At 74.1% G+C, this 20490-nt stretch carries 18 protein-coding genes; 8 read left to right on the top strand and 10 right to left on the bottom strand.

Annotated elements, in window-relative coordinates; genetic code table 11:
• Window positions 1-5 precede the first annotated feature (5 nt).
• The gene (locus tag ACF061_RS30165; RefSeq protein ID WP_392270164.1) at window positions 6-629 is read right to left on the bottom strand and encodes a hypothetical protein; all 624 of its coding nucleotides are present in this window, start codon (window positions 627-629) and stop codon (window positions 6-8) included.
• 329 nt (window positions 630-958) lie between these two features.
• On the opposite strand from ACF061_RS30165, the gene ACF061_RS30160 reads away from it, so the two are divergent.
• The 4 genes from ACF061_RS30160 to ACF061_RS30145 all read left to right on the top strand — a co-directional run bounded on the left by ACF061_RS30160 (window position 959) and on the right by ACF061_RS30145 (window position 4956).
• Window positions 959-2041, top strand: coding sequence for a WD40/YVTN/BNR-like repeat-containing protein (locus ACF061_RS30160; RefSeq protein WP_392270163.1), 1083 nt, complete (start codon window positions 959-961; stop codon window positions 2039-2041).
• A 116-nt stretch (window positions 2042-2157) separates the two neighbouring features.
• A complete protein-coding gene (locus tag ACF061_RS30155) occupies window positions 2158-2835 on the top strand; it encodes a uracil-DNA glycosylase (RefSeq protein ID WP_392270162.1) in 678 nt (225 codons plus the stop codon).
• Window positions 2832-3824 (top strand): N-acetylglucosamine kinase, encoded by a 993-nt coding sequence (locus ACF061_RS30150; protein ID WP_392270161.1) that lies wholly within the window; start codon window positions 2832-2834, stop codon window positions 3822-3824. Before ACF061_RS30155 ends, ACF061_RS30150 begins: the two co-directional genes overlap by 4 nt.
• A 208-nt stretch (window positions 3825-4032) precedes the next feature.
• On the top strand, window positions 4033-4956 hold the full coding sequence (locus tag ACF061_RS30145; protein WP_392270160.1) for a sirohydrochlorin chelatase: 924 nt from the start codon (window positions 4033-4035) through the stop codon (window positions 4954-4956).
• Window positions 4957-5113: 157 nt separating this feature from the next.
• Here the strand turns inward: ACF061_RS30145 and ACF061_RS30140 are convergent, their stop codons facing one another.
• Together ACF061_RS30140 and ACF061_RS30135 are read right to left on the bottom strand one after the other, a co-directional pair.
• Entirely contained in the window at window positions 5114-6154 is a 1041-nt protein-coding gene (locus ACF061_RS30140; protein ID WP_392270159.1) for a lactonase family protein, read from the bottom strand.
• Between the two features lie 84 nt (window positions 6155-6238).
• Window positions 6239-7753, bottom strand: coding sequence for an FUSC family protein (locus ACF061_RS30135; RefSeq protein ID WP_392270158.1), 1515 nt, complete (start codon window positions 7751-7753; stop codon window positions 6239-6241).
• 314 nt (window positions 7754-8067) lie between these two features.
• Between ACF061_RS30135 and ACF061_RS30130 the strand changes: the two genes are divergently transcribed.
• Window positions 8068-8544, top strand: coding sequence for an Lrp/AsnC family transcriptional regulator (locus ACF061_RS30130; RefSeq protein WP_392270157.1), 477 nt, complete (start codon window positions 8068-8070; stop codon window positions 8542-8544).
• 309 nt (window positions 8545-8853) lie between these two features.
• On the opposite strand, the gene ACF061_RS30125 is transcribed toward ACF061_RS30130, so the two are convergent.
• The gene (locus ACF061_RS30125; RefSeq protein WP_392270156.1) at window positions 8854-10821 is read right to left on the bottom strand and encodes a BTAD domain-containing putative transcriptional regulator; all 1968 of its coding nucleotides are present in this window, start codon (window positions 10819-10821) and stop codon (window positions 8854-8856) included.
• Window positions 10822-10980: 159 nt separating this feature from the next.
• Here ACF061_RS30125 and ACF061_RS30120 point away from each other — a divergent pair, with 159 nt between their 5' ends.
• Complete coding sequence (locus tag ACF061_RS30120) at window positions 10981-11859, top strand: alpha/beta fold hydrolase (protein WP_392270155.1); 879 nt, start codon at window positions 10981-10983, stop codon at window positions 11857-11859.
• A 28-nt stretch (window positions 11860-11887) separates the two neighbouring features.
• On the opposite strand, the gene ACF061_RS30115 is transcribed toward ACF061_RS30120, so the two are convergent.
• Window positions 11888-12712: a LysR family substrate-binding domain-containing protein gene (locus ACF061_RS30115; RefSeq protein WP_392270154.1), complete on the bottom strand. Its 825-nt coding sequence runs from the start codon at window positions 12710-12712 to the stop codon at window positions 11888-11890.
• Between the two features lie 58 nt (window positions 12713-12770).
• Here ACF061_RS30115 and ACF061_RS30110 point away from each other — a divergent pair, with 58 nt between their 5' ends.
• On the top strand, window positions 12771-13175 hold the full coding sequence (locus ACF061_RS30110) for a DUF5997 family protein (protein WP_392270153.1): 405 nt from the start codon (window positions 12771-12773) through the stop codon (window positions 13173-13175).
• Between the two features lie 176 nt (window positions 13176-13351).
• On the opposite strand, the gene ACF061_RS30105 is transcribed toward ACF061_RS30110, so the two are convergent.
• From ACF061_RS30105 to ACF061_RS30090, 4 genes are read right to left on the bottom strand one after another with little or no spacing between them, the layout of a single operon-like run.
• A complete protein-coding gene (locus ACF061_RS30105) occupies window positions 13352-14506 on the bottom strand; it encodes an XdhC family protein (protein ID WP_392270152.1) in 1155 nt (384 codons plus the stop codon).
• Window positions 14499-16640: a xanthine dehydrogenase family protein molybdopterin-binding subunit gene (locus ACF061_RS30100; protein WP_392270151.1), complete on the bottom strand. Its 2142-nt coding sequence runs from the start codon at window positions 16638-16640 to the stop codon at window positions 14499-14501. The genes ACF061_RS30105 and ACF061_RS30100 overlap by 8 nt, the downstream gene beginning before the upstream one ends.
• On the bottom strand, window positions 16637-17629 hold the full coding sequence (locus ACF061_RS30095; RefSeq protein ID WP_392270150.1) for an FAD binding domain-containing protein: 993 nt from the start codon (window positions 17627-17629) through the stop codon (window positions 16637-16639). The genes ACF061_RS30100 and ACF061_RS30095 overlap by 4 nt, the downstream gene beginning before the upstream one ends.
• On the bottom strand, window positions 17626-18216 hold the full coding sequence (locus ACF061_RS30090; protein ID WP_392270149.1) for a (2Fe-2S)-binding protein: 591 nt from the start codon (window positions 18214-18216) through the stop codon (window positions 17626-17628). Before ACF061_RS30090 ends, ACF061_RS30095 begins: the two co-directional genes overlap by 4 nt.
• A gap of 261 nt (window positions 18217-18477) precedes the next feature.
• Here ACF061_RS30090 and ACF061_RS30085 point away from each other — a divergent pair, with 261 nt between their 5' ends.
• Window positions 18478-19131 carry a TetR/AcrR family transcriptional regulator gene (locus ACF061_RS30085; RefSeq protein WP_392270148.1) on the top strand — a complete coding sequence of 218 codons (654 nt, stop codon included), beginning with the start codon at window positions 18478-18480 and terminating at the stop codon, window positions 19129-19131.
• Window positions 19132-19365: 234 nt separating this feature from the next.
• On the opposite strand, the gene ACF061_RS30080 is transcribed toward ACF061_RS30085, so the two are convergent.
• Window positions 19366-20388 (bottom strand): glycoside hydrolase family 3 N-terminal domain-containing protein, encoded by a 1023-nt coding sequence (locus ACF061_RS30080; protein ID WP_392270147.1) that lies wholly within the window; start codon window positions 20386-20388, stop codon window positions 19366-19368.
• Window positions 20389-20490 lie beyond the last annotated feature (102 nt).

Here is a 20490-nt window from a genome sequence, read left to right as displayed (position 1 = left end):
CCGGCTCACCGAGTCCTGCGGCCCCACGGCGGGTCGAAGCGGGCCCACTCGGCGTCCCACTGGTCCATGCGCCGGCGTTCCAGGCGGCCGCGCAGGCGGCGGCCGCAGGCGAGGGGGACGGCGGCGGCGCCCACTCCGGCCAGGCCGCCCATCACCAGGGAGCGGGTGCGGGCCTGGCCGGCCGTCGGCGGCCGGGCCACCGGCCGTCCTCGCGGATCGGTCCACACGGTGACCGCGGCGCCCGCTGGGGTGCCCGGTGCGACCCGGGCCCGGCCGTCGCGCGCCGAGCCGTCGGACGCGGTCCAGCGCACCTTCGCCCAGACCGAGGCGCCGCCGCCCGGTCCGCGGCCCGTCTCCTCGTCGGCGGCGGCGTTGCCGGACCTGCCGGAGACAACGGGGCCCTGGCCCGGAGCCCGCTGGGCCACCACAGCCGCCGTGGGCCGGCGGTCGAGGCGTTCCCGGGCCACCCCGCGCTCCACCTCCCGGACGGCCGTCCAGCCGGCGAGCGCCCCGGCGACGACGGCGAGCAGCCAGGCGCAGAGCACGACCCACGCCTCCACCGTGTCGGCGCGGCGCCTGAGCGGATTGCGACGCCACCGCCACGACCACGCCTTGGGGCCACGAACCATCGAGGGCATCCTCTCTCACGAACGCGTGGGCGTCCCGGACCGCCCTCCCGTGCGCGGGACGGCTCGCCGGTGTGCGTGCCGGGTTCCCCGGCGTGGCGGCCCCATGGGCCCCGGCGTCGGGCCGGGAGCCGGGCGACGAGGCCGGAGCGGCCGTCGCGGCCGGGTGCGCTGCGCCGCGGCGGCTCCCCCTCCACGGCCGTGCGGTGCGCCGACCGAGCCGGTCCGACCTGCGAGGACGACGCGTCGGGGGTGACTGTCGGTGGTGGGGTGCACACTGACCGTTGTCCGGACGGATACGTCCGGACACCGATGTCGCGGAGGTGATCGGCATGACCGAGGTACTGCTCGCCGTGGGCACCCGCAAGGGTCTGTTCATCGGACGCCGGCGAGGTGACGCCTGGGAGTTCGACGACAGTCCCCACTTCAACGCCCAGGCCGTGTACTCGGTCGCCGTCGACACCCGCGGCAGCGTCCCCCGGCTGCTGGCCGGCGGCGACAGCGCGCACTGGGGCCCGTCGGTCTTCCACTCCGACGACCTGGGCCGCACCTGGACCGAACCGGCCCGGCCGGCGGTGAAGTTCCCCAAGGACACGGGCGCCTCGCTGGAGCGGGTGTGGCAGCTTCACCCGGCGGCGGAGCCGGACGTGGTGTACGCGGGCACCGAACCGGCCGCGCTGTACCGGTCCGAGGACCGCGGTGAGAGCTTCGAGCTGGTGCGCCCGCTGTGGGAGCACCCCACGCGCTCGAAGTGGGTGCCGGGCGGTGGCGGCGAGGGCCTGCACACCGTGGTGACGGACCGTCGCGACCCCAGGGCCGTCACGGTCGCCGTGTCCGCCGCCGGGGTGTTCCGCACGTCCGACGGAGGCGCGAGCTGGACCCCCGCGAACTCCGGGGTCTCCGCGGTGTTCCTGCCGGATCCGAACCCGGAGTTCGGCCAGTGCGTCCACAAGGTCGCCCAGGACCCGGTCGACCCCGACCGCCTGTACCTGCAGAACCACTGGGGCGTGTACCGCAGCGACGACGGGGGCGCGCACTGGACGGACATCGGCGAGGACCTGCCGTCGACGTTCGGCTTCGCGGCGGCCGCGCATCCGCACCGGGGCGGCACGGCGTACGTCTTCCCCATCAACGCCGACGCCGACCGGGTGCCCGCCGGCCACCGCTGCCGGGTGTTCCGCACCGCGGACGCGGGCAGGACCTGGGAGCCGCTTGCCGCGGGACTGCCTCAGGAGGAGCACTACGGCACCGTGTTGCGCGACGCGCTGTGCACCGACGACGCCGATCCGGCGGGCGTCTACTTCGGCAACCGCAACGGCGAGGTGTACGCCTCGGCGGACGACGGCGACAGCTGGCGGCAGTTGGCCGCGCACCTGCCCGACGTCCTGTGCGTGCGCGCGGCGGTGATCGGTTGACGACGTCGACGGCCCTCGGTCCGCACCGCGTGGCGACCGCGCCGGTCCGGTCGTCCTCGGCCGCCGTACGGCAACCGCTTGATCAACGCCCCGGGCGCGGCAGTAGGGTGACGCCCGTGGCACCACGACCGTTGCATGAGATCGTCGAGCCGGGCTGGGCGAAGGCCCTGGAACCCGTGGCCGAAAGCATCGCCCGGATGGGCGACTTCCTGCGCGCGGAGATCGCCGCGGGACGCACCTACCTCCCGGCCGGGGCGAACGTCCTGCGGGCCTTCCAGCAGCCCTTCGACGACGTACGCGTCCTGATCGTCGGGCAGGACCCGTATCCGACTCCGGGGCACGCGGTGGGGCTGTCGTTCTCGGTGGCGCCCGAGGTGCGCCCGCTGCCCGGCAGCCTCGTCAACATCTACCGGGAACTCAACAGCGACCTGGGGCTGCCCCAGCCGTCCAGCGGCGATCTGACGCCCTGGACCCGGCAGGGCGTGCTGCTGCTCAACAGGGCGCTCACCACCGCCCCGCGCAGGCCGGCCGCCCACCGCGGCAAGGGCTGGGAGGAGGTCACCGAGCAGGCGATACGCGCGCTGGCGGCACGCGGCAAGCCGCTGGTGTCGATCCTGTGGGGCCGCGACGCGCGCAATCTCCGTCCACTGCTGGGCGATCTGCCCTCGGTGGAGTCCGCCCATCCCTCCCCCATGTCGGCCGACCGCGGTTTCTTCGGCTCCCGCCCGTTCAGCCGTGCCAACGACCTGCTGACCAGGCAGGGCGGACAACCAGTGGACTGGCGCCTGCCGTGACGGGCCGTTCGGCGACCGGCACGGCGGGCTTCCTCGCCGTCGACTCCGGCGGATCCGGCGTCCGGGCCGTCGTCGGCGTTCCCGGCCGCGGGCCGCTGGCCGAACGACGCTCCGCGGAGCCGGTGCGCACCGGCTCCCGGGGCATCGACGCCGGGCACCTCATGACACAGCTGGTGCCCATGGCCCGGGAATTGTCCGAAGAGGCCGGGGTGGAGCGGCTGACGGCCGCCGTCGTCGGAGCCGCCGGATTCGCCACCCTCGGCGACGCCCTGCGCGCGGAACTGCCCGGCGCGCTGGCACGGGAACTCGGGGTGCGCTCGGTCGCGCTGGCCGCCGATGCCGTCACCGCCTACGCCGGCGCCCTGGGGCCGCGGCCGGGCGCGGTGATCGCCGCCGGGACGGGACTGATCGCGGTCGGCACCGACCTGGCCGGCTGGCGCCGCGCCGACGGCTGGGGTCATCTGCTGGGCGACTGCGGCAGCGGGGCGTGGATCGGGCGGGCCGGGCTGGAGGCAGCGCTGCGGGCCCACGACGGGCGCGACGGCGGTTCCCCGGCGCTGCTGGTCCGCGCCGAGGAGGCGTTCGGGCCGATGCCCGGACTTCCCGGCAGGCTCTACCCGCGTGCCGACCGCGCGGCGGTCCTGGCCTCCTTCGCGCCCCAGGTGGCCGCCTGCGCCCCCACCGACCCGGTGGCGGCGGGCGTGCTGCGCTCGGCGGCCCGGCACATGGCCGAGTCGGCCGCGGCCGTGTGCCCGCCGACGGGAGAGCCGCTGATCGCCCCCACCGGCGGCCTGTTCCGGATGGGCGACCCGCTCCTCGTGCCGCTGGCGGAGGAGCTGGCCGCACGGCTGCCGCACGCGCGGCGCGTCACGGCCGAGGGCGACCCGCTGCACGGCTCCGTGCGCATGGCGGTCGACCTGGCGGCGGGCGCCCTCGCCCTGCCGCATGACGAAAAGATGCTGTACGTCCCACCGGCACAAGGGGATTGATCCTCCGATTGGTCCCTCACATCCGCATGTGTGGACCATGCGTCGGACAAGTGCGTCGATGTCCTGGGCGTTTTGTCGCATTGGAGTCGCTTGCACACATCGATCGACCGCGATAGGTACGTAACCCATCAGACAAAACCGGACGGAAACCGCTCACCCGCACCCTCCCCGAACAGGGGGACCTCGAAAGCCAGTAACATGCGGCGCCATGAGCTCCCCCACTGGGCCCGCGTCCGGCCTGCCAGTACGAATGCCGCGCCCCCGCCAGCCCGGACGGCACCGCCGACCCGAACCGCTGGCGGCTCCCGAGGGCGCGCCCGCGCTCGTCCTCGCGGTGCCGGGCACGCCGGGCACCGCCACGCGCGGCCTCGCCGAGGAGGTCGTGAGCATCGCCCGTTCCGAGCTGCCCGGCCTCGACGCCCTGATCGGGTACCTGGACGGTGACGACTCGGAGTTCCCGACGCTGCAGACCGTTCTGGCCCGGGCTGCCGACGAGCGGACCGCCCGCTACGAGCAGGCCCTCGCCGCCGGCCTCGACACCAAGGAGCCCGAGGGCCCGGTCGCGGTCGTCGTACCGCTGCTGGCCGGTCCGGACAACGCGCTGCTGCGCCGGATCCGCCAGGCCGTCATGGACAGCCGGGTCGCGGCCGAGCTGACGGATGTGCTCGGCCCGCACCCGCTGCTCGCGGAGGCGCTGCACGTGCGGCTGTCGGAGGCCGGTCTGGCCCGCGCGGACCGCGCCCGCCTGTTCACCGTGGCGACCGCGGCGGACGGCATCATCCTCGCCGCGGTCGGCGGCGAGGAGGCCGTGCAGGCCGCCGGGATCACCGGCATGCTGCTCGCCGCCCGCCTCGCCGTCCCGGTGATGGCCGCCGCCCTGGACCAGGAGGGCTCGATCTCGGGGGTCGCCGAGCAGCTGCGTTCCTCCGGCTCCGGTCAGCTCGCCCTGGCGCCGTACCTGATCGGCCCGGAGATCGACGCCGAGCTGGTCGAGGCGGCCGCCAAGGAGGCGGACTGCGCCGCCGCGGAGGCTCTCGGCGCCTACCCGGCGATCGGCAAGCTCGCCCTGGCCAAGTACACGACGGCCCTGGGCATCGCCCCGCAGCAGCCGCAGGGCGCGCCGGTCCACTGACCGGACCGCACGAGCGCACGACGACGGCGAAGGGCCCGCACCGCACAGACGGGGCGGGCCCTTCGCCTCACGACCGGTCCGCCCGGCGGCCCCGCTCCCCGGCGCACCGGCCTGTCCGGCGGCCCTGCTGCCCGACGCACCGGTCCTTCCGAGGCGTTCAGCCGAAGATCACACAGGAGGCCGCCGCCACCCCCACCGCGCCGGCCCGCTCCGGGAGCCCGGTCCCCGGGTCCACGGTGAACCAGGTGACGTCTCCGGAGCGCTCGTTCGCGACGTAGAGGAAGCCGCCTGACAGGGCGAGCGCGCGCGGCCAGTGGCCGCCGCACGGCACCGTCCCGACCAGCTCCAGCCGCTCCCCGTCCGTCTCGACTGCGAACACGGACAGCACGTCCTCGCCGCGGGTGGCCGTCCACAGGAACCGGCCGTCCGGTGCGACCACCACACCCGAGGGATAGGCGTCGCCGGCCGGCGTGTCGGGCAGGACCGGAATCTCGGCCAGCGGCCTGAGGGAACCCGTCGCGGGGTCCCAGCGGCAGACGGTGACGGTGGGCGTGAGTTCGTTGACGACGTAGGCGTGGTGGCCGTTCGGGTGGAAGACCAGGTGGCGGGGGCCGGAGCCGGGGCGGAGCGCGATCTCCCGGTGCAGTCCGAGCCTGCCGTCCGTCAGCGTGCACACCCGCACCGAGTCCGTGCCCAGATCGACGCTGACGGCCCAGCGACCGCTCGGGTCGGGTTGCACCTGGTGCGCGTGCGGGGCCCGCTGGCGGCGTTCGTGCGGGCCGGAGCCGCTGTGCCGCAGCAGGTCGGAGGGCGTGTGCGCGAGGCGCCCGTCGGCCAGGACGGGTACCGCGCTGACGCTGCCGGAGCCGTAGTTGGCGGTGAGGACGTGTCCGGCGAACAGGCTCAGGTGGGTGGGTCCGTTCCCGCCGACCGGCACGGGCGGGCCGGTGAGCTCGATCGTCTCCCCCTTCACCCGGAAGGCGGCCACCGCGCCCTCGGCTGTCTCGCTGACCGCGTAGAGCGTGGCACCGTCGGGCGACAGGGCCAGGTAGGACGGGTCGAGAACGCCGTCCGCGCTGCTCAGCACGGTCAGCGCCCCGCTGTGCTCGGCCACGGCCGCGGTGACGACGCCGGGGCCGCCCGCCGCCGTGAACGATCCGATGAATGCCCGCTGTCGCCGCCTGCCGCCGTCCGCCACCGCTGTCCCCTCTCAGTCGACCCGTTGCGGCTGACGGTAGCAGTCGATCATGTGCGGTCTAGACCAAGATGCGGTGTGTTCCCGTCACGGTTGCTGGGCCCAGGCCCCGACCAGGGGTGATCCGGACGACGCGCGCAGGGGCGCGGACAGCTCCGCCAGCGCCCGTTCCAGGCCGTGCAGGTGAACGAGCGCGCCGCCGTCCGCGGCCGGCCCGGCGGCGACGGCGGTCACCGGTTCGCCGCCGCCGTCGGTGAGTGCCTCCACCGCGGCCTCCACCCGCCAGCAGGCGGCGGCCAGACGCGCGTCGTGCGAGGCCTCCGGGTCGGCGGCGACCGCGACGAGGCCACGGATCTCGCGGGCGCAGTCGTCGAGCAGGGAGAGCACCCGCCTCGCCCGCCGTTTGCGGCCGAGCATCGGGTTGAGCGGGTGCACGAGCGGGGCGACGGAGAGACGTACGCGGCCGAGCAGCTGTTCCAGTTCGGCCACGCGGGGGGCCGGGTCGGCCTGCGCCGCCCCCGCGAGCCGGGCGGCCGCTTCGCCCGTGCAGGCGTGGACGCAGCGCAGGGCGCGCTGAATCCAGGCGTCGGTCACGGCATGGGTGGTGACCGGCAGCACGAACAGGACGGCCAGCCAGGCGCCGAGCGCGCCGACGGCGGTCTCCCCGAGCCGCAGGGCGAGCAGGTCGGGGGTCAGCACACCGAGGAGGCCGTAGAGCGATTCCGCGAGCAGCGTGACCCACAGCATCATCCAGGTGTAGGACACGGCGGCTGTGTAGAAGATGCCGAAGACGGACAGGGCGACGAGCAGGGCCGTGGGCAGCGCCTCCCCGTGCAGGGGGGCGACCAGGAGGACACCGAGGCCGATGCCCAGCACCGTGCCGAGGACACGGCGGAAACCGCGCACCAGGGTCTCGCCGCGCGAGGCGGTGTTCACGAAGACCCACCAGGTGGCGCCGACCGCCCAGTACCAGCGCTGTCCGGACATCAGCTGGCCCACGAAGAGCGCGAAGCCGGCGCCGGCGGTCGCCTGCACGGCCTGCCGGGTGGTCACCCGGATCAGTCCGGTGCCGCCGACCGGTGCCACGGGAGCGGCGGCCGGGGCGGGCCTGCGCTCGTAGCACCACAGCCCGAACCGGACCGCCGCCGCGCTGAGCACGGACAGGACGACGGCCGCGGACAGCTCGGGCAGCTGACCGGTGGTGGCGTGCAGGAACTGGGCCACGAAGAAGGTCATGAACGCGAACACGCCGAGGCTGTGACCGCGCGGCCCCCAGCGGCGGGCGTACACCCCCGCGCCGACCACGGCGAGGAAGGCGAGGTCCCGGGCCAGGGGATGCTCGTGCAGTCCGGCCGCGGCGGCCAGCACCGGCAGACCGGCGACCGGCAGCAGAGCGGTGGTGACGGCCTGGCCGCGGACCGTGGGGTCGGCGACGGTGAACAGGGCCAGCAGCGCGGCGAGCCCGCCGGTGACGGCACCCGTGAGGGAGTGCCCGGCCAGAGCGCACACCAGGACCGCCAGGCCGATGCCGAGCACCGCCCGGGCCGCGAAGCGCAGTCGCGTCCGCCCCGGGTCCGCGGCGACGAACATCGTCTTCAGCACCAGTGACCTCCCCCTCGGAGTGTGCAAGGCGTCGCAGCACGCCGAACGCGCCGGGCGCGCGGACATCCGGACGCCGGCATGGAAAAGGCGCCGCGGGGACCCGCAGCGCCATCGACGTGTCCATCACAGCATCCTCTGGGTTCCTGGCTCAAGTGACCCGGGTTGCACTGGTCCATTGGCCCAACCTCAAGGTCGGAATCCACGCCGGTCGCGAGCCAATGGACGAGGTTCTCTGGCCCAGTCCGATTGGCCTCCGTTGAGCCATTGGTACAGTCGACGTAGATCGAAGCACCCACTGGGAGGCCGGTGCCGTCATGGCCGTGGACGAACTCGACACCCGCATCCTGCGCCTGCTGCTCGAACAGCCGCGCACCAGCGTGCGCGAGTACGCCCGCCTCCTCGGCATCGCCCGCGGCACGCTGCAGGCCCGCCTGGACCGCCTGGAACGGGACGGCGTGATCACCGGCACCGGCCCGGTCCTCTCCCCCGCCGCGCTCGGCCACCCGGTGCTCGCGTTCGTGCACATCGAGGTGACCCAGGGCCATCTGGACGACGTCGGTGGCGCGCTGGCCACGGTCCCGGAGATCGTCGAGGCGTTCTCCATCACCGGCGGCGGCGATCTCCTCACCCGGGTGGTGGCGCGTGACAACGCCCACCTGGAGGACGTCATCCAGAAGCTCATCAGCCTGCCGGGCGTGGTGCGCACCCGCACCGAGGTGGCGCTGCGCGAACGTGTCCCGCACCGGCTGCTGCCGCTCGTGGAGTCGATCGGCCGGAACGCGGGGAAGTGAACCGCGGACGGGGCCCCGGGCGCGGTCCGACGGCTTCCGGACGCGGTGCGACGCCGCCTGACGGTGCCGCCTCCCCGGCTGTCCCGGTGCCACCCGGGCGGCCGCGGTACGACGCCACGACGACGGGAGGCGACCTCCGTAGTCGCTCCACGACGTGTCACCACGACAAGTGCGGCCTCTTCTCTACGTGGCCACGACAACAGGGGCAACCGTCGCGGTCGCGGTATGACGCCACGACGACAGGTGCCACCCGCACCGTCGCTCCACGACGTCACGACAACAGGGCGACCGCCACGTCGCGGCACGACATCACGACGGCGTCGCAGACGGCAGCGCGGCGTCGATCTCCGCCAGCCATCGGGCGACCGGTCCGAGGGTGACCAGGGCGCTGCCCGCCCCCGCCAGCTCTCCCGCGGCCGGCCGCAGCCGCGCGAGGGCCCGTTCCAGCGCGGCCCGGTCACCGAGTTCCAGGGCGACCGCCGCCTCCAGGCAGCACAAGGCCTCGTACAGGAGGTCCGCGGGCGGCTCGGGCGCGGCGGCCAGAGCCGCCCGGGCCCTGGCGCGGCGTCCGGCGCCCAGCAGGGCGAAGGGAAGGATCCAAGGACGGTACGGACCCCAGTCCGCGTCCGGGTCGACGGTCTCGGCCGCTTCGGCGGCGGCCCCGGGCCGGCCCGCCAGGCGCAGGCACAGCAGCGCCAGCGGGAGCAGTCCGTCCGCCAGGCCCGGCATGCCGGCGCCGTCCAGAAGCGCGGCGGCGGACCGCACGGCCTCCTCGTTCCCGGCCTCCATCGCGCGGTACCAGCCGGTGAACACCCCCACCAGCGGGCGTTCATGGCGCTCGCCGAGGCGATCGGCGGCGACGGCGTGCGCCCGCGCTCCGTCGGCGTCGCCGAGGGCGGCGCGGGCCTGCATCCGTACGAGGTGGCCCAGCACCTCGTACGACACCAGCCCGTGCCGCGTCGACAACGCCACCAGTGCGCCGCCGATCGCATCCCGCCGGGGGGCGAGCCCCGCGCGCGTGCAGGACTGCATGAAGCGGCCGTTGAGGGCGAAGGCGAGCAGCGCCGGATCGTCGAGCCGGCGGGCCAGCGCCTCGGCGCCGTCCGCGGCCCGCGGCCCGCGCGGCGACCGGATGCCGCGGGTCTCCAGGGCCACGGTGGCCAGCAGACGGCAGCGGTCGGTGTCGTACACGGACGCCGACGGCAGCGCGGCGAGGGTGCGCTCGGCCGCGGCGACGATCCGGCGGGCCGCCTGCGGATCGTCGCTCCGGGTCCAGATCGCGGGCACGTCGTAGCCGCCGATGATCCGGGCGGTCAGCGCGGGATCGCCCAGTTCCTCCGCGGCGTCGACCACCGCGGTCCGCTGCTCCCGGGCGGCGGCCAGTCCGCCGCCGCCGGTCAGGGCGAGGCCCCGCAGCAGTCCCACCGTGGACTCCAGCCGGGCGCGGGACCCGGCGGCGACGGCGCGGTCGTACGCCTGTGCGGCGCGGTTCCACAGGCTCGCCGCGGCGTTCGAGTCCGGCTCCAGGCCGGGGCTGTGGGCGAGCACGTCCGCCTCCAGACGGCGCAGTCCGGGGCCGGGGTCCACACCGAGCTGTTCGACGAGGGTGGTCCGCGCGCGGCGGAGCACGGCGAGGGCGTCACCCTGGCGGCCGGTGCGGTACAGCGCGAGGGCGAGCAGCCGCCATGCCTCCTCACGCCACGGATGATCGGTGACGTGGGCCTCCAGATCCGGCACCGCCTCGGCGGCGCGACCCAGTTCGAGCCGGGTCCCGGCCCGCTGTTCCTCGGCGCGCAGCCTCAGTTCCGCCAGCCGGGCGCGCTCGGCGCGGGTCCAGTCCTCGTAGGCGAACTCGGCGTAGGCGGGGCCCCGCCACCACGCCAGGGCCTCCTCGAGCCGGCCGAGCGCCTTCTCCGGCGGGAGGCGGGCCGCATCGGTCATCGCCGTCTCGAACCGCCAGGCGTCCACCTGGTCAGGGGCGGCCCGCAGCGCGTATCCAGGACCCTCGGTGACCAGCAGGCGGGCGGGGGCTCGGGGCGGGCGGTCCGGTTCCAGGGCACGGCGCAGCGCGGCGACGAACGTCTGCACCGCGCCGACGGCTCCCGCCGGCGGCTCCGCCCACAGGTCCGCGACGAGCCGGGCGACCGGGACGACGCGACGGCGAGCCACGATCAGCCGGGCCAGCACGGCCCGGTGCCGCGGTCCCTTCAGATCCAGCGGGCCGTCGCCGCCCTCGGCCACCACCGGGCCGAGCACGCCGAACCGGACCCCGGTCATCGCCTACCGTCCTCTCCTCGCCCGACCGGCACCGGCCCGGCGTCCGCACGTCGGCCGGACACGGTGCTGATCCCCGTGCTGATTGTCCGCTGATTCGGCCGCGGCAGGCTCGGTGCCACCGGCTGATCCGGCCGGCCCCGCGTACGAAAGGCATCGCAGATGACACTCGGCATTCCCGGCTTCGAGCCGCGTCGTGTTCCCGTCGCCGACGGAGTCGAACTGACCACGGCCGTGGGCGGTTCGGGTACGCCCGTCGTTCTGCTGCACGGTTTCCCACAGACCCACCTGATGTGGCGGCACGTGGCCGCCGACCTCGCGGCCGACCACACCGTGATCTGCCCTGACCTGCGCGGATACGGCGCCAGCGACAAACCTGCCGACAGCGACGGGACTGCGTACGCCAAGCGGACCATGGCCGCGGACGTGGTGGCGCTGGCCCGTGCCCTCGGCCACGAGCGTTTCGCGCTGGCCGGGCACGACCGCGGCGCCCTGGTGGCCTTCCGGGCGGGCCTGGACCACCCGGAGCGGGTCACGCACCTCGCCCTGCTCGACATCCTGCCCACCCTCGACATGTGGGACGTACTGCACGGGGTGTCGGCCGCCGTGGCCTTCCACCTGTACCTGACGGCCCAGCCGCCGGGCCTGCCCGAGCGGATGATCGCCGCCGCGGCGGACGACTTCTTCGGGTACTTCCTCGACGCCTGGACCCGGGACCCGGAAGCCCTTCCCGCCGATGTGCGCGCCGCCTACCTCGCGGCCTCCCGTGCCGCCGTGCCCTCGATCGTGGCGGACTACCGGGCCTCGGCCGGCATCGACGTGACGCACGACCGTGCCGACCGGGACGCCGGCCACCAGCTGGGAATGCCCGTCACCGTCCTGCAGCAGGACTGGGGCGCCGCCCTCGGGTACGACGCCGCCGCGCTGTGGCGGGCCTGGGCACCGGACCTGCGCCACACCACGGTCGCCTGCGGCCACTTCATGGCCGAGGAGGACCCTGAGGAGGTGGCGCGGGCACTGCGCGAACTGCTCATGCGGTGAGCCGGTCCGCCCGTGCGGGAGACGGTGTTCAGGACCGCCGGCGCGGCCCGCCCTGCCTGCCGCTCCGGCCGCCTTTGGCGCCCTTGCCGCGCTTGGCGCCTCCGGCGTCCTTGCCCGACCGGGAGCCGCCGGAGCCGGCCTTCGCGGCGGTGGCCCCGCCGCCGCGGCCCGCCGGGGGCTTCCGGCGGGTGCCGGCCCCTTCACCGCGCTTCTCCTCGGACCGCTCCGCGGTCCGGGCCCGGGGGCGTCCGCGGGTGCTGTTGACGGTCCGGCCGCGGACGATGCCGATGAACTCCTCCACCAGGTCCGTGGTCGCCTCCTCCGGCCACGCCAGCGCGACGGCCGACTGCGGCGCGTCGACGACCGGCCGGTAGGTGAGGTCCCTCCGGTGGTACAGGCGGGCCAACGACTGGGGGACGACGAGCAGGCCCACACCGGCCGCCACCAGTTCGACGGCGTCCTCGGTGGTGGCCGGGCGTTCGAAGCCCGGCTCTCCGGGCGGCTGCTCCCAGCCGATGACGTCGTCCTGGGGGTGGAACAGGACCTCCTCGGCCAGGTCTTCGACGGACACCTCGTCCGCGGCCGTCAGCAGATGGTCCTTGGGCACCACGACGACCGTCGTCTCGGTGTAGAGCGGGATCGCGCTGAAGAACGTACGGTCCACCGGCAGCCGTACGAGACCCGCGTCCGCCGCACCGTCGCGCAGCGTCCCGACCGCCTCGGCGGCCGGGAGCTGGACGAGGGCGAGAGGGACGTCGGGCAGGCGCTCGTTCCAGGTCCGCACCCACTTGGCGGGCGTCACCCCGGGGACGTACGCGAGCCGGAACGTGGGGGATGTCTCCGAGCCTGTCACCCCGCCAGGTTACCCGCCGTGGTCGGACCTTCCTCCGGTGGTCGATAGTCTGGACACCATGAAGTCGCACCAGACCGCCCAGACCATGAAGGCCGCCACCGCGGCGAAGAAGCTGGGTGTGTACCTCCCCGCCACGCCCGCGGAGTTCCAGCAGGGCGTCGTCTCGCGCGCCGAGCTCAACGAACTCCAGGCCAATCCGCCCGAGTGGCTGCGGGAACTGCGACGCAACGGCCCCCACCCGCGTCCGGTGGTCGCGGCCAAGCTGGGTGTCTCCATCGCCGGCCTCGCGCGCGGCGGGGTGACCGAGGCTCTCACCACGGAGCAGATCGAGGCGCTGAAGCAGGACCGGCCCGAGTGGCTGGAGAAGGAGCGCGCCACTCAGGCGGAGGTCCGCAAGGAGACCGCCCGGATCAAGAAGCGGGACGCCGAACGCGCCGAGCGGAGCGACGAACCGCGCCCCTGACATCCGGCGCGTCCCATGACGCCCCCCTGCACTCGCCATGGCGGCCCGGGGAGGCCGGAGAACCGGGGATCGTTTCGAACCCCCGATCCTTCCCGCCGCCGAGGCCTTCCCGTCCATCAGACCTCTCCGGCGCCGTGCCGCTTTCCTCGGACGGCCGGCCCGGGCACCGGCGTTCCTCAGGCCGCCCGAGCACCGGTCCGATCCATCCCGTCACGGTGGATCGGGGTGCCGGAGCCGGTCAGCGGAACGCCCGTGCCCCCGCGCCGGGACGCGACGATCTCCGCCGCGATCGACAGAGCGGTCTCCTCCGGTGTCCGGGCACCGAGGTCCAGGCCGATCGGGGACCTCAGCCGGGCCAGCTCCCGGTCGCCCAGACCCGCTTCCCGCAGCCGCCGCTCCCGGTCGGCGTGGGTGCGGCGTGAACCCATCGCGCCGACGAACGCCACCGGCAGCCGCAGGGCCACCGTCAGCAGGGGCACGTCGAACTTGGCGTCGTGGGTCAGCACGCACAGCGCGGTGCGCGCGTCGGTCGCGGTCTGTCGGAGGTAGCGATGCGGCCAGTCGACCACGATGTCGTCGGCCTCGGGGAAACGGGCCCGGGTGGCGAACACGGGGCGGGCGTCGCACACGGTCACGTGGTACCCGAGGAACTTGCCCGCCCGTACCAGGGCCGCGGCGAAGTCGACCGCCCCGAAGACGATCATTCGCGGCGGTGGCACGTTCGACTCGACGAGCAGCGTCAGCCCGCCCGGGCACCGAGAACCGTCCTCCGACAGCTCCACCGTGCCGGTACGGCCGGCCTCCAGCAGGGCCCTGGCTTCGGCGGCCACGTTCCTTTCCAGCCCTGGTTCTGCGGCGAGGCCGCTTTCATCCGCTCCCTGGTACGTCCCGTCGGGCCGGACCAGCAGGGCGGCGCCCGGCAGACCCGCGGGGCCACGGACGACCCGGGCCAGGGCCACCGGCTCGCGCCGGACGGCTGCCGACAGCGCCGCCCGAAGGACCGCTCGCCCGGGGGATTCCGCGCGGACCGGGGTGACCAGTACGTCGATGGTTCCGCCGCAGGTCAGTCCGACGGCGAAGGCGTCCTCGTCGCTGTAGCCGAACCGTTGCAGGACCGTCTCGCCGTCCTGGAGGGCCTGGACGCACAGGTCGTACACCGCCCCTTCCACACAGCCACCGGAGACCGAGCCGATCGCCGTGCCCGCGCTGTCGACGGCGAGGGCGGCGCCGGGGCCGCGCGGTGCGCTGCCGCCGACGGTCACCACGGTGGCGACGGCGAAGTCCCGGCCCGCCTCGATCCAGCGGTGCAGTTCCTCGGTGATGTCAAGCATTCGGTGCTCCCGTCACCGCCTGGAGAACGCGGTCGGGCCGGATGGGGAGGCTGCGGTGGCGGACGCCGGTGGCGTGCCAGACGGCGTTGGCGATCGCCGCCGCGGCACCGACGATGCCGACCTCCCCGATGCCCTTGATCCCGACCGGGTCATCCGGGTCCGAGTCCTCCACCCAGTCCGCCTCGACACACGGCACGTCGGCGTGCGTGGCGACGTGATAGCCCGCGAGGTCGGCGGCGTAGAGGCCGCCCGTGCCCCGGTCCCGGACCGCCTCCTCGTGCAGAGCCATGGAGATGCCCCAGGTCATGCCGCCGACGAGCTGGCTACGTGCCGTGAGCGGGTTGACGATCCGACCCGCCGCGAAGATGCCGAGCATGCGGCGGACCCGTACCTCGCCGGTGGCGATGTCCACCGCGACCTCGGCGAACTGCGCTCCGAAAGAGTGCCGTTCCTTCTTCGTGAGGCCGGCGATGGCTTCGGTGGTGTCCGACCGAACCGTGATGCCTTCCGGTGGGATGTCGGCACCCAGCGTCAGCCGCTCCCGCAGTTCGCGGGCCGCGACGCTGACCGCCCAGCCCCAGGACCGGGTGCCCATGGAGCCTCCGGCGATCATCGCGGGTCCGAAGTCGCTGTCCCCGACCCGGACCTGGACCCGGCCGGGTGGGACCCCCAGGGCGTCGGCGGCGATCAGGGTGAGCGCGGTCCGGGCGCCGGTACCGATGTCGGCGGCGGCGATCCGCACCGTGAAGGTGCCGTCCGCCTCGGCGGTGGCGACCGCGGTGGAGGGCGCGGCCCCGGCGGCGAAGGACGCGGCGGCCGTGCCGGTGCCGATCAGCCAGCGTCCGTCACGGCGGAGACCGGGGCGTGGATCCCGCTCCGCCCAGCCGAACCTGCGGGCGCCCTCCCGGAAACAGGCCGGCAGGTTGCGGCCGCTGAACGGCAGCCCGGAGACGGGGCCCCGCTCCGGTTCGTTGCGCAACCGCAGTTCGATGGGGTCGAGACGGCACTTCTCGGCGAGTTCGTCGAGCGCCGACTCCAGCGCGAACGACCCCGGGGCCTCGCCCGGCGCGCGCATCCACGTCGGGGTCGGCACGTCCAGCCGTACGACATGGTTCGTGGTGTGGTGGGCGTCGGCGTCGTACATCACCCGGGCCGGGGCCGCGGTGTGTTCGACGAACTCGTGGACGGTCGAGGTGAGATTGACGGCGCTGTGCTCCAGCGCTCGCAGCCGCCCGTCCGCGTCCGCGCCGAGCCGGACCCGCTGGATGGTGGGGCTCCGGTAGCCGGTGAGCGAGAACATCTGGCGGCGGGTCATGACGACGCGCACCGGGCGTTGCAGTGCCGTCGCGGCCATCACCGCGGCCACCTGGTGCGCACGCACGCCCTTGCTGCCGAAGCCGCCGCCGACGTGTTCCGAACGCACCCGCACGGAGCCCGGGTCGAGTGAGAACAGCCTCGTGAGCTCGTCCACGACCCAGGTGGCACCCTGGTTGGAGTCGATCACCTCGAGCCTGCCGCCGTCCCACAGGGCGGTCGCCGCGTGCGGCTCCATCATGCTGTGGTGCTCTTCGGGTGTGGTGTACTCGGCGTCCAGGACCACGGCGGACGCGGCGAGTTCGGCCTCCAGGTCGCCCTTCCGTGCCACCGCGGGCATGTGCCCGTCCACGGCGTACGCGTCCGGGCGCCCGGCGTCGAACGCCACGTCGTGCGGCTCCTGTTCGTAGTGCACGACCAGCGATTCGGCGGCTTCCCTGGCCTGTTCGGAGGTCTCCGCCACGACCAGCGCCACCGGCCAGCCCAGGTGGGCCACCCGGTCGTTCTGGAAGACGGCGCACGTGGGGTCCGGTGGAACGCCCAGCATGCCGACGTAGTCGGTGTCCAGGCGCGGAGCGTTGCCGTGGTGCAGGACGGTGAGCACGCCGGGCATCCGGAGGACGGGCTCGGTGTCGATGGAGCGGATTCGGCCACGTGCGACGGTGGACAGAGCCAGCCAGCCGTGGGCGAGGTCGGCGAAGGGGATCTCGCCCGCGTACCGGGCGGCTCCGGTGACTTTCTCGTAACCCTCCACCCGGGTGTGCGCGGTTCCCACGGAGCCCTTCGCGGCCGCGGTCGTCCGGGTCGTCGCGGTGGTCATCGGGTGGGCTCCTCGGTGAGTTCGGTCAGCACGGCCACCATGAGGTTGCGCATCAGGGTCACCTTGTATCCGTTGCGGGGCAGCGGTCGGGCCGCCGCGAGCTCGGCGTCCGCGGCCGCGGCGAAGGCGTCGGCGTCGGCCGGGGCCCCGGTCAGTGCCTGCTCGGCCGTCCGGGCCCGCCACGGCCGGGACGCGACCGCCCCGAAGCCCAGGCGCACGTCGCGCACCACACCGTCCCGCACCTCGAGTGCGGCGGCCACCGAGCCGATCGCGAACGCGTAGGAGGCTCGTTCGCGCACTTTGCGGTAGCGCGAGCGGGCTGCGACCGGGGCGGGCGGCAGGGTGACTCCGGTGATCAGTGCGCCCGGTGGCAGGGCCGTCTCCCGGTGCGGGGTGTCCTCCACCGGCAGGTAGAGGTCGGCGAGGGGCAACGAACCGGGGCCGTCGACTGTCTCGTAGGAGACGGTGGCGTCGAACGCGGTCAGCGCGACCCCCATGTCGGAGGGATGAACGGCCACGCAGTGCTCGGAGGCGCCCAGGACGGCGTGATTGTGGTGCTCGCCCTCGATCGCGGGACACCCGCTGCCGGGAACGCGCTTGTTGCACGGTTTGGTCACGTCGGTGAAGTAACCGCAGCGGGTGCGCTGGAGCAGGTTGCCGCCGACGGTGGCCATGTTGCGCAGTTGCCCGGAGGCGCCAGCCAGCACCGCCTGCGTCAACGCCGGGTAGCGACGGCGGACTTCGGGGTGGGCGGCCAGGTCGCTGTTGGTGACGGTCGCGCCGATGCGCAGGCCGCCGTCCTGGGTCGGCTCGATCCCGTCCAGGGGGAGCTCCCGCACGTCGACGAGGCGGCCGGGCCGCTCCACACCGGTCTTCATGAGGTCGACGAGATTGGTGCCGCCTCCGAGGTAGCGCGCGTCCGGGTCGGTACCCAGCAGCGCGACGGCGCCCGCGACGTCGTGCGCCCTCTGATAGCCGAACTCCCTCATGCCGCGGCCTCCCGGTCCTTCTGGTCCCCGTGGGACGCCTCCTCCTCGGCCGGTGTCGCGGCCGCCCTGGCGACCGCCTGGGCGATCGCCACATACGCGCCGCAGCGGCACAGGTTGCCGCTCATCCGCTCCCGGATCTCTTCGGGGGTCAACGGCGGCGGACCCGCTTCGGGGCTTACGTCGTCGGTGACGGCGCTCGGCCAGCCGGCCGCGTGTTCCTCGATCACCGCGATGGCGGAGCAGATCTGTCCGGGGGTGCAGTAACCGCACTGATAACCGTCGAGGTCGAGGAATGCCTGCTGCACCGGGTGCAGCCGCCCGCCGTCGGCCACGCCCTCGATGGTGGTGATCTCGCGCCCCTCCGCGGCCACCGCGAACTGCAGGCACGCCACGGTCCGGCGGCCGTCGAGCAGGACGGTGCAGGCGCCGCACTGCCCCTGGTCGCACCCCTTCTTCGTACCGGTGAGATCGAGACGCTCACGCAGAGCGTCGAGCAGTGTGGTGCGGTGGTCGACGGACAGCGCGTGCTTCTCGCCGTTGATGTTCAAGGTGATGGCGCTCTGCGTGGGCGAGAGGGCTGGGTCCATGATCAGCTTCTTTCGCATATCCGGAAGTGCGCGCCGGGAGACCCGACGGACGGAGGATTCGGAGGACGAGCAGAAGAGAAGGGTCAGGAGTCGTAGGACGAGAAGCCTGGCGTCAGGAAGAGGGCACCGCACATGGCGGAAAAGCGCTGCCCGCCACTATGGTGGACAATAAGCGGACAGCTGTCCGCTATCAGGAAAACTACCGGACAGCTGTCCGCTTAGCAAGACCGGGCTCGGCGACGCCACCCGCGAGGAGGACGAGTGCGGCAGGAGAAGGACGCGCCCAAGCGCTCGGACGCGCAACGCAATCGCGAGAGCATCCTGGAAGCGGCGGTGGCCGAACTGACCCGCTCCGCGGACGTCGCGCTCAGCCTGATCGCCAAGAGGGCGGGAGTCGGGCAGGCCACCTTCTACCGCAACTTCCCCAATCGCGAGTCGCTCGTCCTGGAGGTCTACCGCCACGAGATGCAGCAGGTCGCCGACAGCGCGGTCCAGTTGCTGGAGAGCCGGGAGCCCGACCGGGCCCTGCGCGAGTGGATGGACCACCTGGCCCGGTTCGCGATGACGAAGGCCGGCCTGGCGGACGCGATCCGGCAGGCCACCAGCGCCCCCGGCAGCCCGGCGAAACCGGGGCACAGCCCGGTGTCCGCCGCGGCCGAACTCCTGCTGCGAGCGGCCGAGGAGGCCGGTACCGTCCGGCCGGGCGTGACCGGGGACGACTTCCTCCTGGCCATCGCCGGTCTCTGGCAGCTCGATCCGCACGGCGACTGGCAGTCGCGCGCCGCCCGTCTGCTGGACCTCGTCATGGACGGCCTGCGCGCCGGGGCGCCTCGGCGTCCCGCACCCGGCCCGACCGACCAGGCCCACCCGACCACGCAGGCGATCCGGACGCGTCCGGCGGGCCGGTCCGGCTGAGACGTCGGCACCGCCGCGTTCGGTCCGATCCGGAGGGCGAGGAGAACGGGAAGGCTCCGGCGTCTCCCCGGCCGCGTGCGCGGCCATGGACCACGGGTGGCGGCACACGGCACTTCGCACCGTGCCGCCCGCCCCACCTCCTGAGCTCTCCGGATATCCGCGAACAGGCAGTCGGGGACGGTTCGGCTCGCGGGCACGGCGGCCGAGGTCCGCCGGTGCACGTCCCCGAATGCCTCAGCGGCAGTCGAGCAGGCCCGCGTTGCGCTTGGCGTCGAGTATCCGGCGCACCGCGGCGTCGACCTTCGCCCGGAACGAAGCGTCCTGCCGCATCCGGGCCTGGACGGCCTGTGTCATCGCGGGCACGGTGCTCGGCCGCACCGTGAGGACCATGTCCCCGCCCGCGGCGATGAAGTTCACGGCCCGCTGGCCGGGGCTGAAGGACCGTACCGCGACCGCGTTCCCGAGGTCGTCCGAGATGACGACGCCCTTGAAGCCGAGTTGGCCGCGCAGCAGGTGATCGACGACCGTCGGCGAGAAGGCCGCGAGGTGCTTGGGGTCGATCTTGGTGTAGGTGGCCGACGAGATCATCACGAAGGGTGCCCCGGCGCGTATACCGGCCCGGAAGGGCGCGAGGTTGGAGCTGTTGGCGGTCGTCACCGAGTCCACGACGTTAGCGGTGGTGTCGGTGTTGCCGATCACCTGGCCCAGCCCGGGGAAGTGCTTGAACGTGGTCATCACGCCGGACTGTGCGAAGCCGGCGGCGAAGGCACCGGTGTGGGAGGTCACGGTGTCCGGGGTGTGGCCGTACTCCCGCTGGAAGGAGCCGATGGGGATGTTGCGGGTGCCCAGGGCGGCCGGGACCACGTCGGCGACCGGTGCCAGGTTCAGGTCGACCCCGGCGGCCTTGAGCTGCTTGGCCCATCCGGCGGCCCGGCTGCGCAGCGTCGCGGTCGGCCAGCCGCCCTGGGTCAGCCCGCTGGGCATGGTCGAGAAACCGGGGCCGTTGAGGACCTGCACCCGGCCGCCCTCCTGGTCGGTCGCGACCAGCAGGCCGACCCGCCGGCCGGCGACCTGGTCCGCCTGGCCTCGGAAACCGTCGACGAGCTTCCTGGTCGCCGTCGTACCGGCGGTGCTGCGACCGGTCAGCATGACGGACCCCACATGGTTGTCGCGCAGAGTGCGCAGCTGGGCCTGGTCGGGGTGGGCCGCGGAGACGCCGCCCATGAAAAGCTGTCCGACCCGTTGCGCGGTGGTCATGCCGGAGAAGTACCGGTCGGTGCAGGCGGCTGCGGACCGGGCGGCACTCGCGGTCACCGGGGGTGCGCCGTTGTCGCTGCGGCTGGGCAGCGCACTGACAGC

Origin of the sequence: Streptomyces sp. NPDC015220 (assembly GCF_043079345.1) — a bacterium.
GTDB lineage: Bacteria > Actinomycetota > Actinomycetes > Streptomycetales > Streptomycetaceae > Streptomyces.
This window is presented reverse-complemented; position numbering and strand designations above follow the sequence as displayed.

What these genes read in the sequence shown, in the direction of transcription:
- ACF061_RS30130 (WP_392270157.1), top strand. Translation starts at nt 8,068, where the DNA reads ATGGCCGTGGACGAACTCGACACCCGCATCCTGCGCCTGCTGCTCGAA.
- ACF061_RS30105 (WP_392270152.1), bottom strand. Translation starts at nt 14,506, where the DNA reads ATGCTTGACATCACCGAGGAACTGCACCGCTGGATCGAGGCGGGCCGG.
- ACF061_RS30165 (WP_392270164.1), bottom strand. Translation starts at nt 629, where the DNA reads ATGGTTCGTGGCCCCAAGGCGTGGTCGTGGCGGTGGCGTCGCAATCCG.
- ACF061_RS30090 (WP_392270149.1), bottom strand. Translation starts at nt 18,216, where the DNA reads ATGGACCCAGCCCTCTCGCCCACGCAGAGCGCCATCACCTTGAACATC.
- ACF061_RS30120 (WP_392270155.1), top strand. Translation starts at nt 10,981, where the DNA reads ATGACACTCGGCATTCCCGGCTTCGAGCCGCGTCGTGTTCCCGTCGCC.
- ACF061_RS30145 (WP_392270160.1), top strand. Translation starts at nt 4,033, where the DNA reads ATGAGCTCCCCCACTGGGCCCGCGTCCGGCCTGCCAGTACGAATGCCG.
- ACF061_RS30100 (WP_392270151.1), bottom strand. Translation starts at nt 16,640, where the DNA reads ATGACCACCGCGACGACCCGGACGACCGCGGCCGCGAAGGGCTCCGTG.
- ACF061_RS30095 (WP_392270150.1), bottom strand. Translation starts at nt 17,629, where the DNA reads ATGAGGGAGTTCGGCTATCAGAGGGCGCACGACGTCGCGGGCGCCGTC.
- ACF061_RS30080 (WP_392270147.1), bottom strand. Translation starts at nt 20,388, where the DNA reads ATGACCACCGCGCAACGGGTCGGACAGCTTTTCATGGGCGGCGTCTCC.
- ACF061_RS30160 (WP_392270163.1), top strand. Translation starts at nt 959, where the DNA reads ATGACCGAGGTACTGCTCGCCGTGGGCACCCGCAAGGGTCTGTTCATC.
- ACF061_RS30125 (WP_392270156.1), bottom strand. Translation starts at nt 10,821, where the DNA reads ATGACCGGGGTCCGGTTCGGCGTGCTCGGCCCGGTGGTGGCCGAGGGC.
- ACF061_RS30110 (WP_392270153.1), top strand. Translation starts at nt 12,771, where the DNA reads ATGAAGTCGCACCAGACCGCCCAGACCATGAAGGCCGCCACCGCGGCG.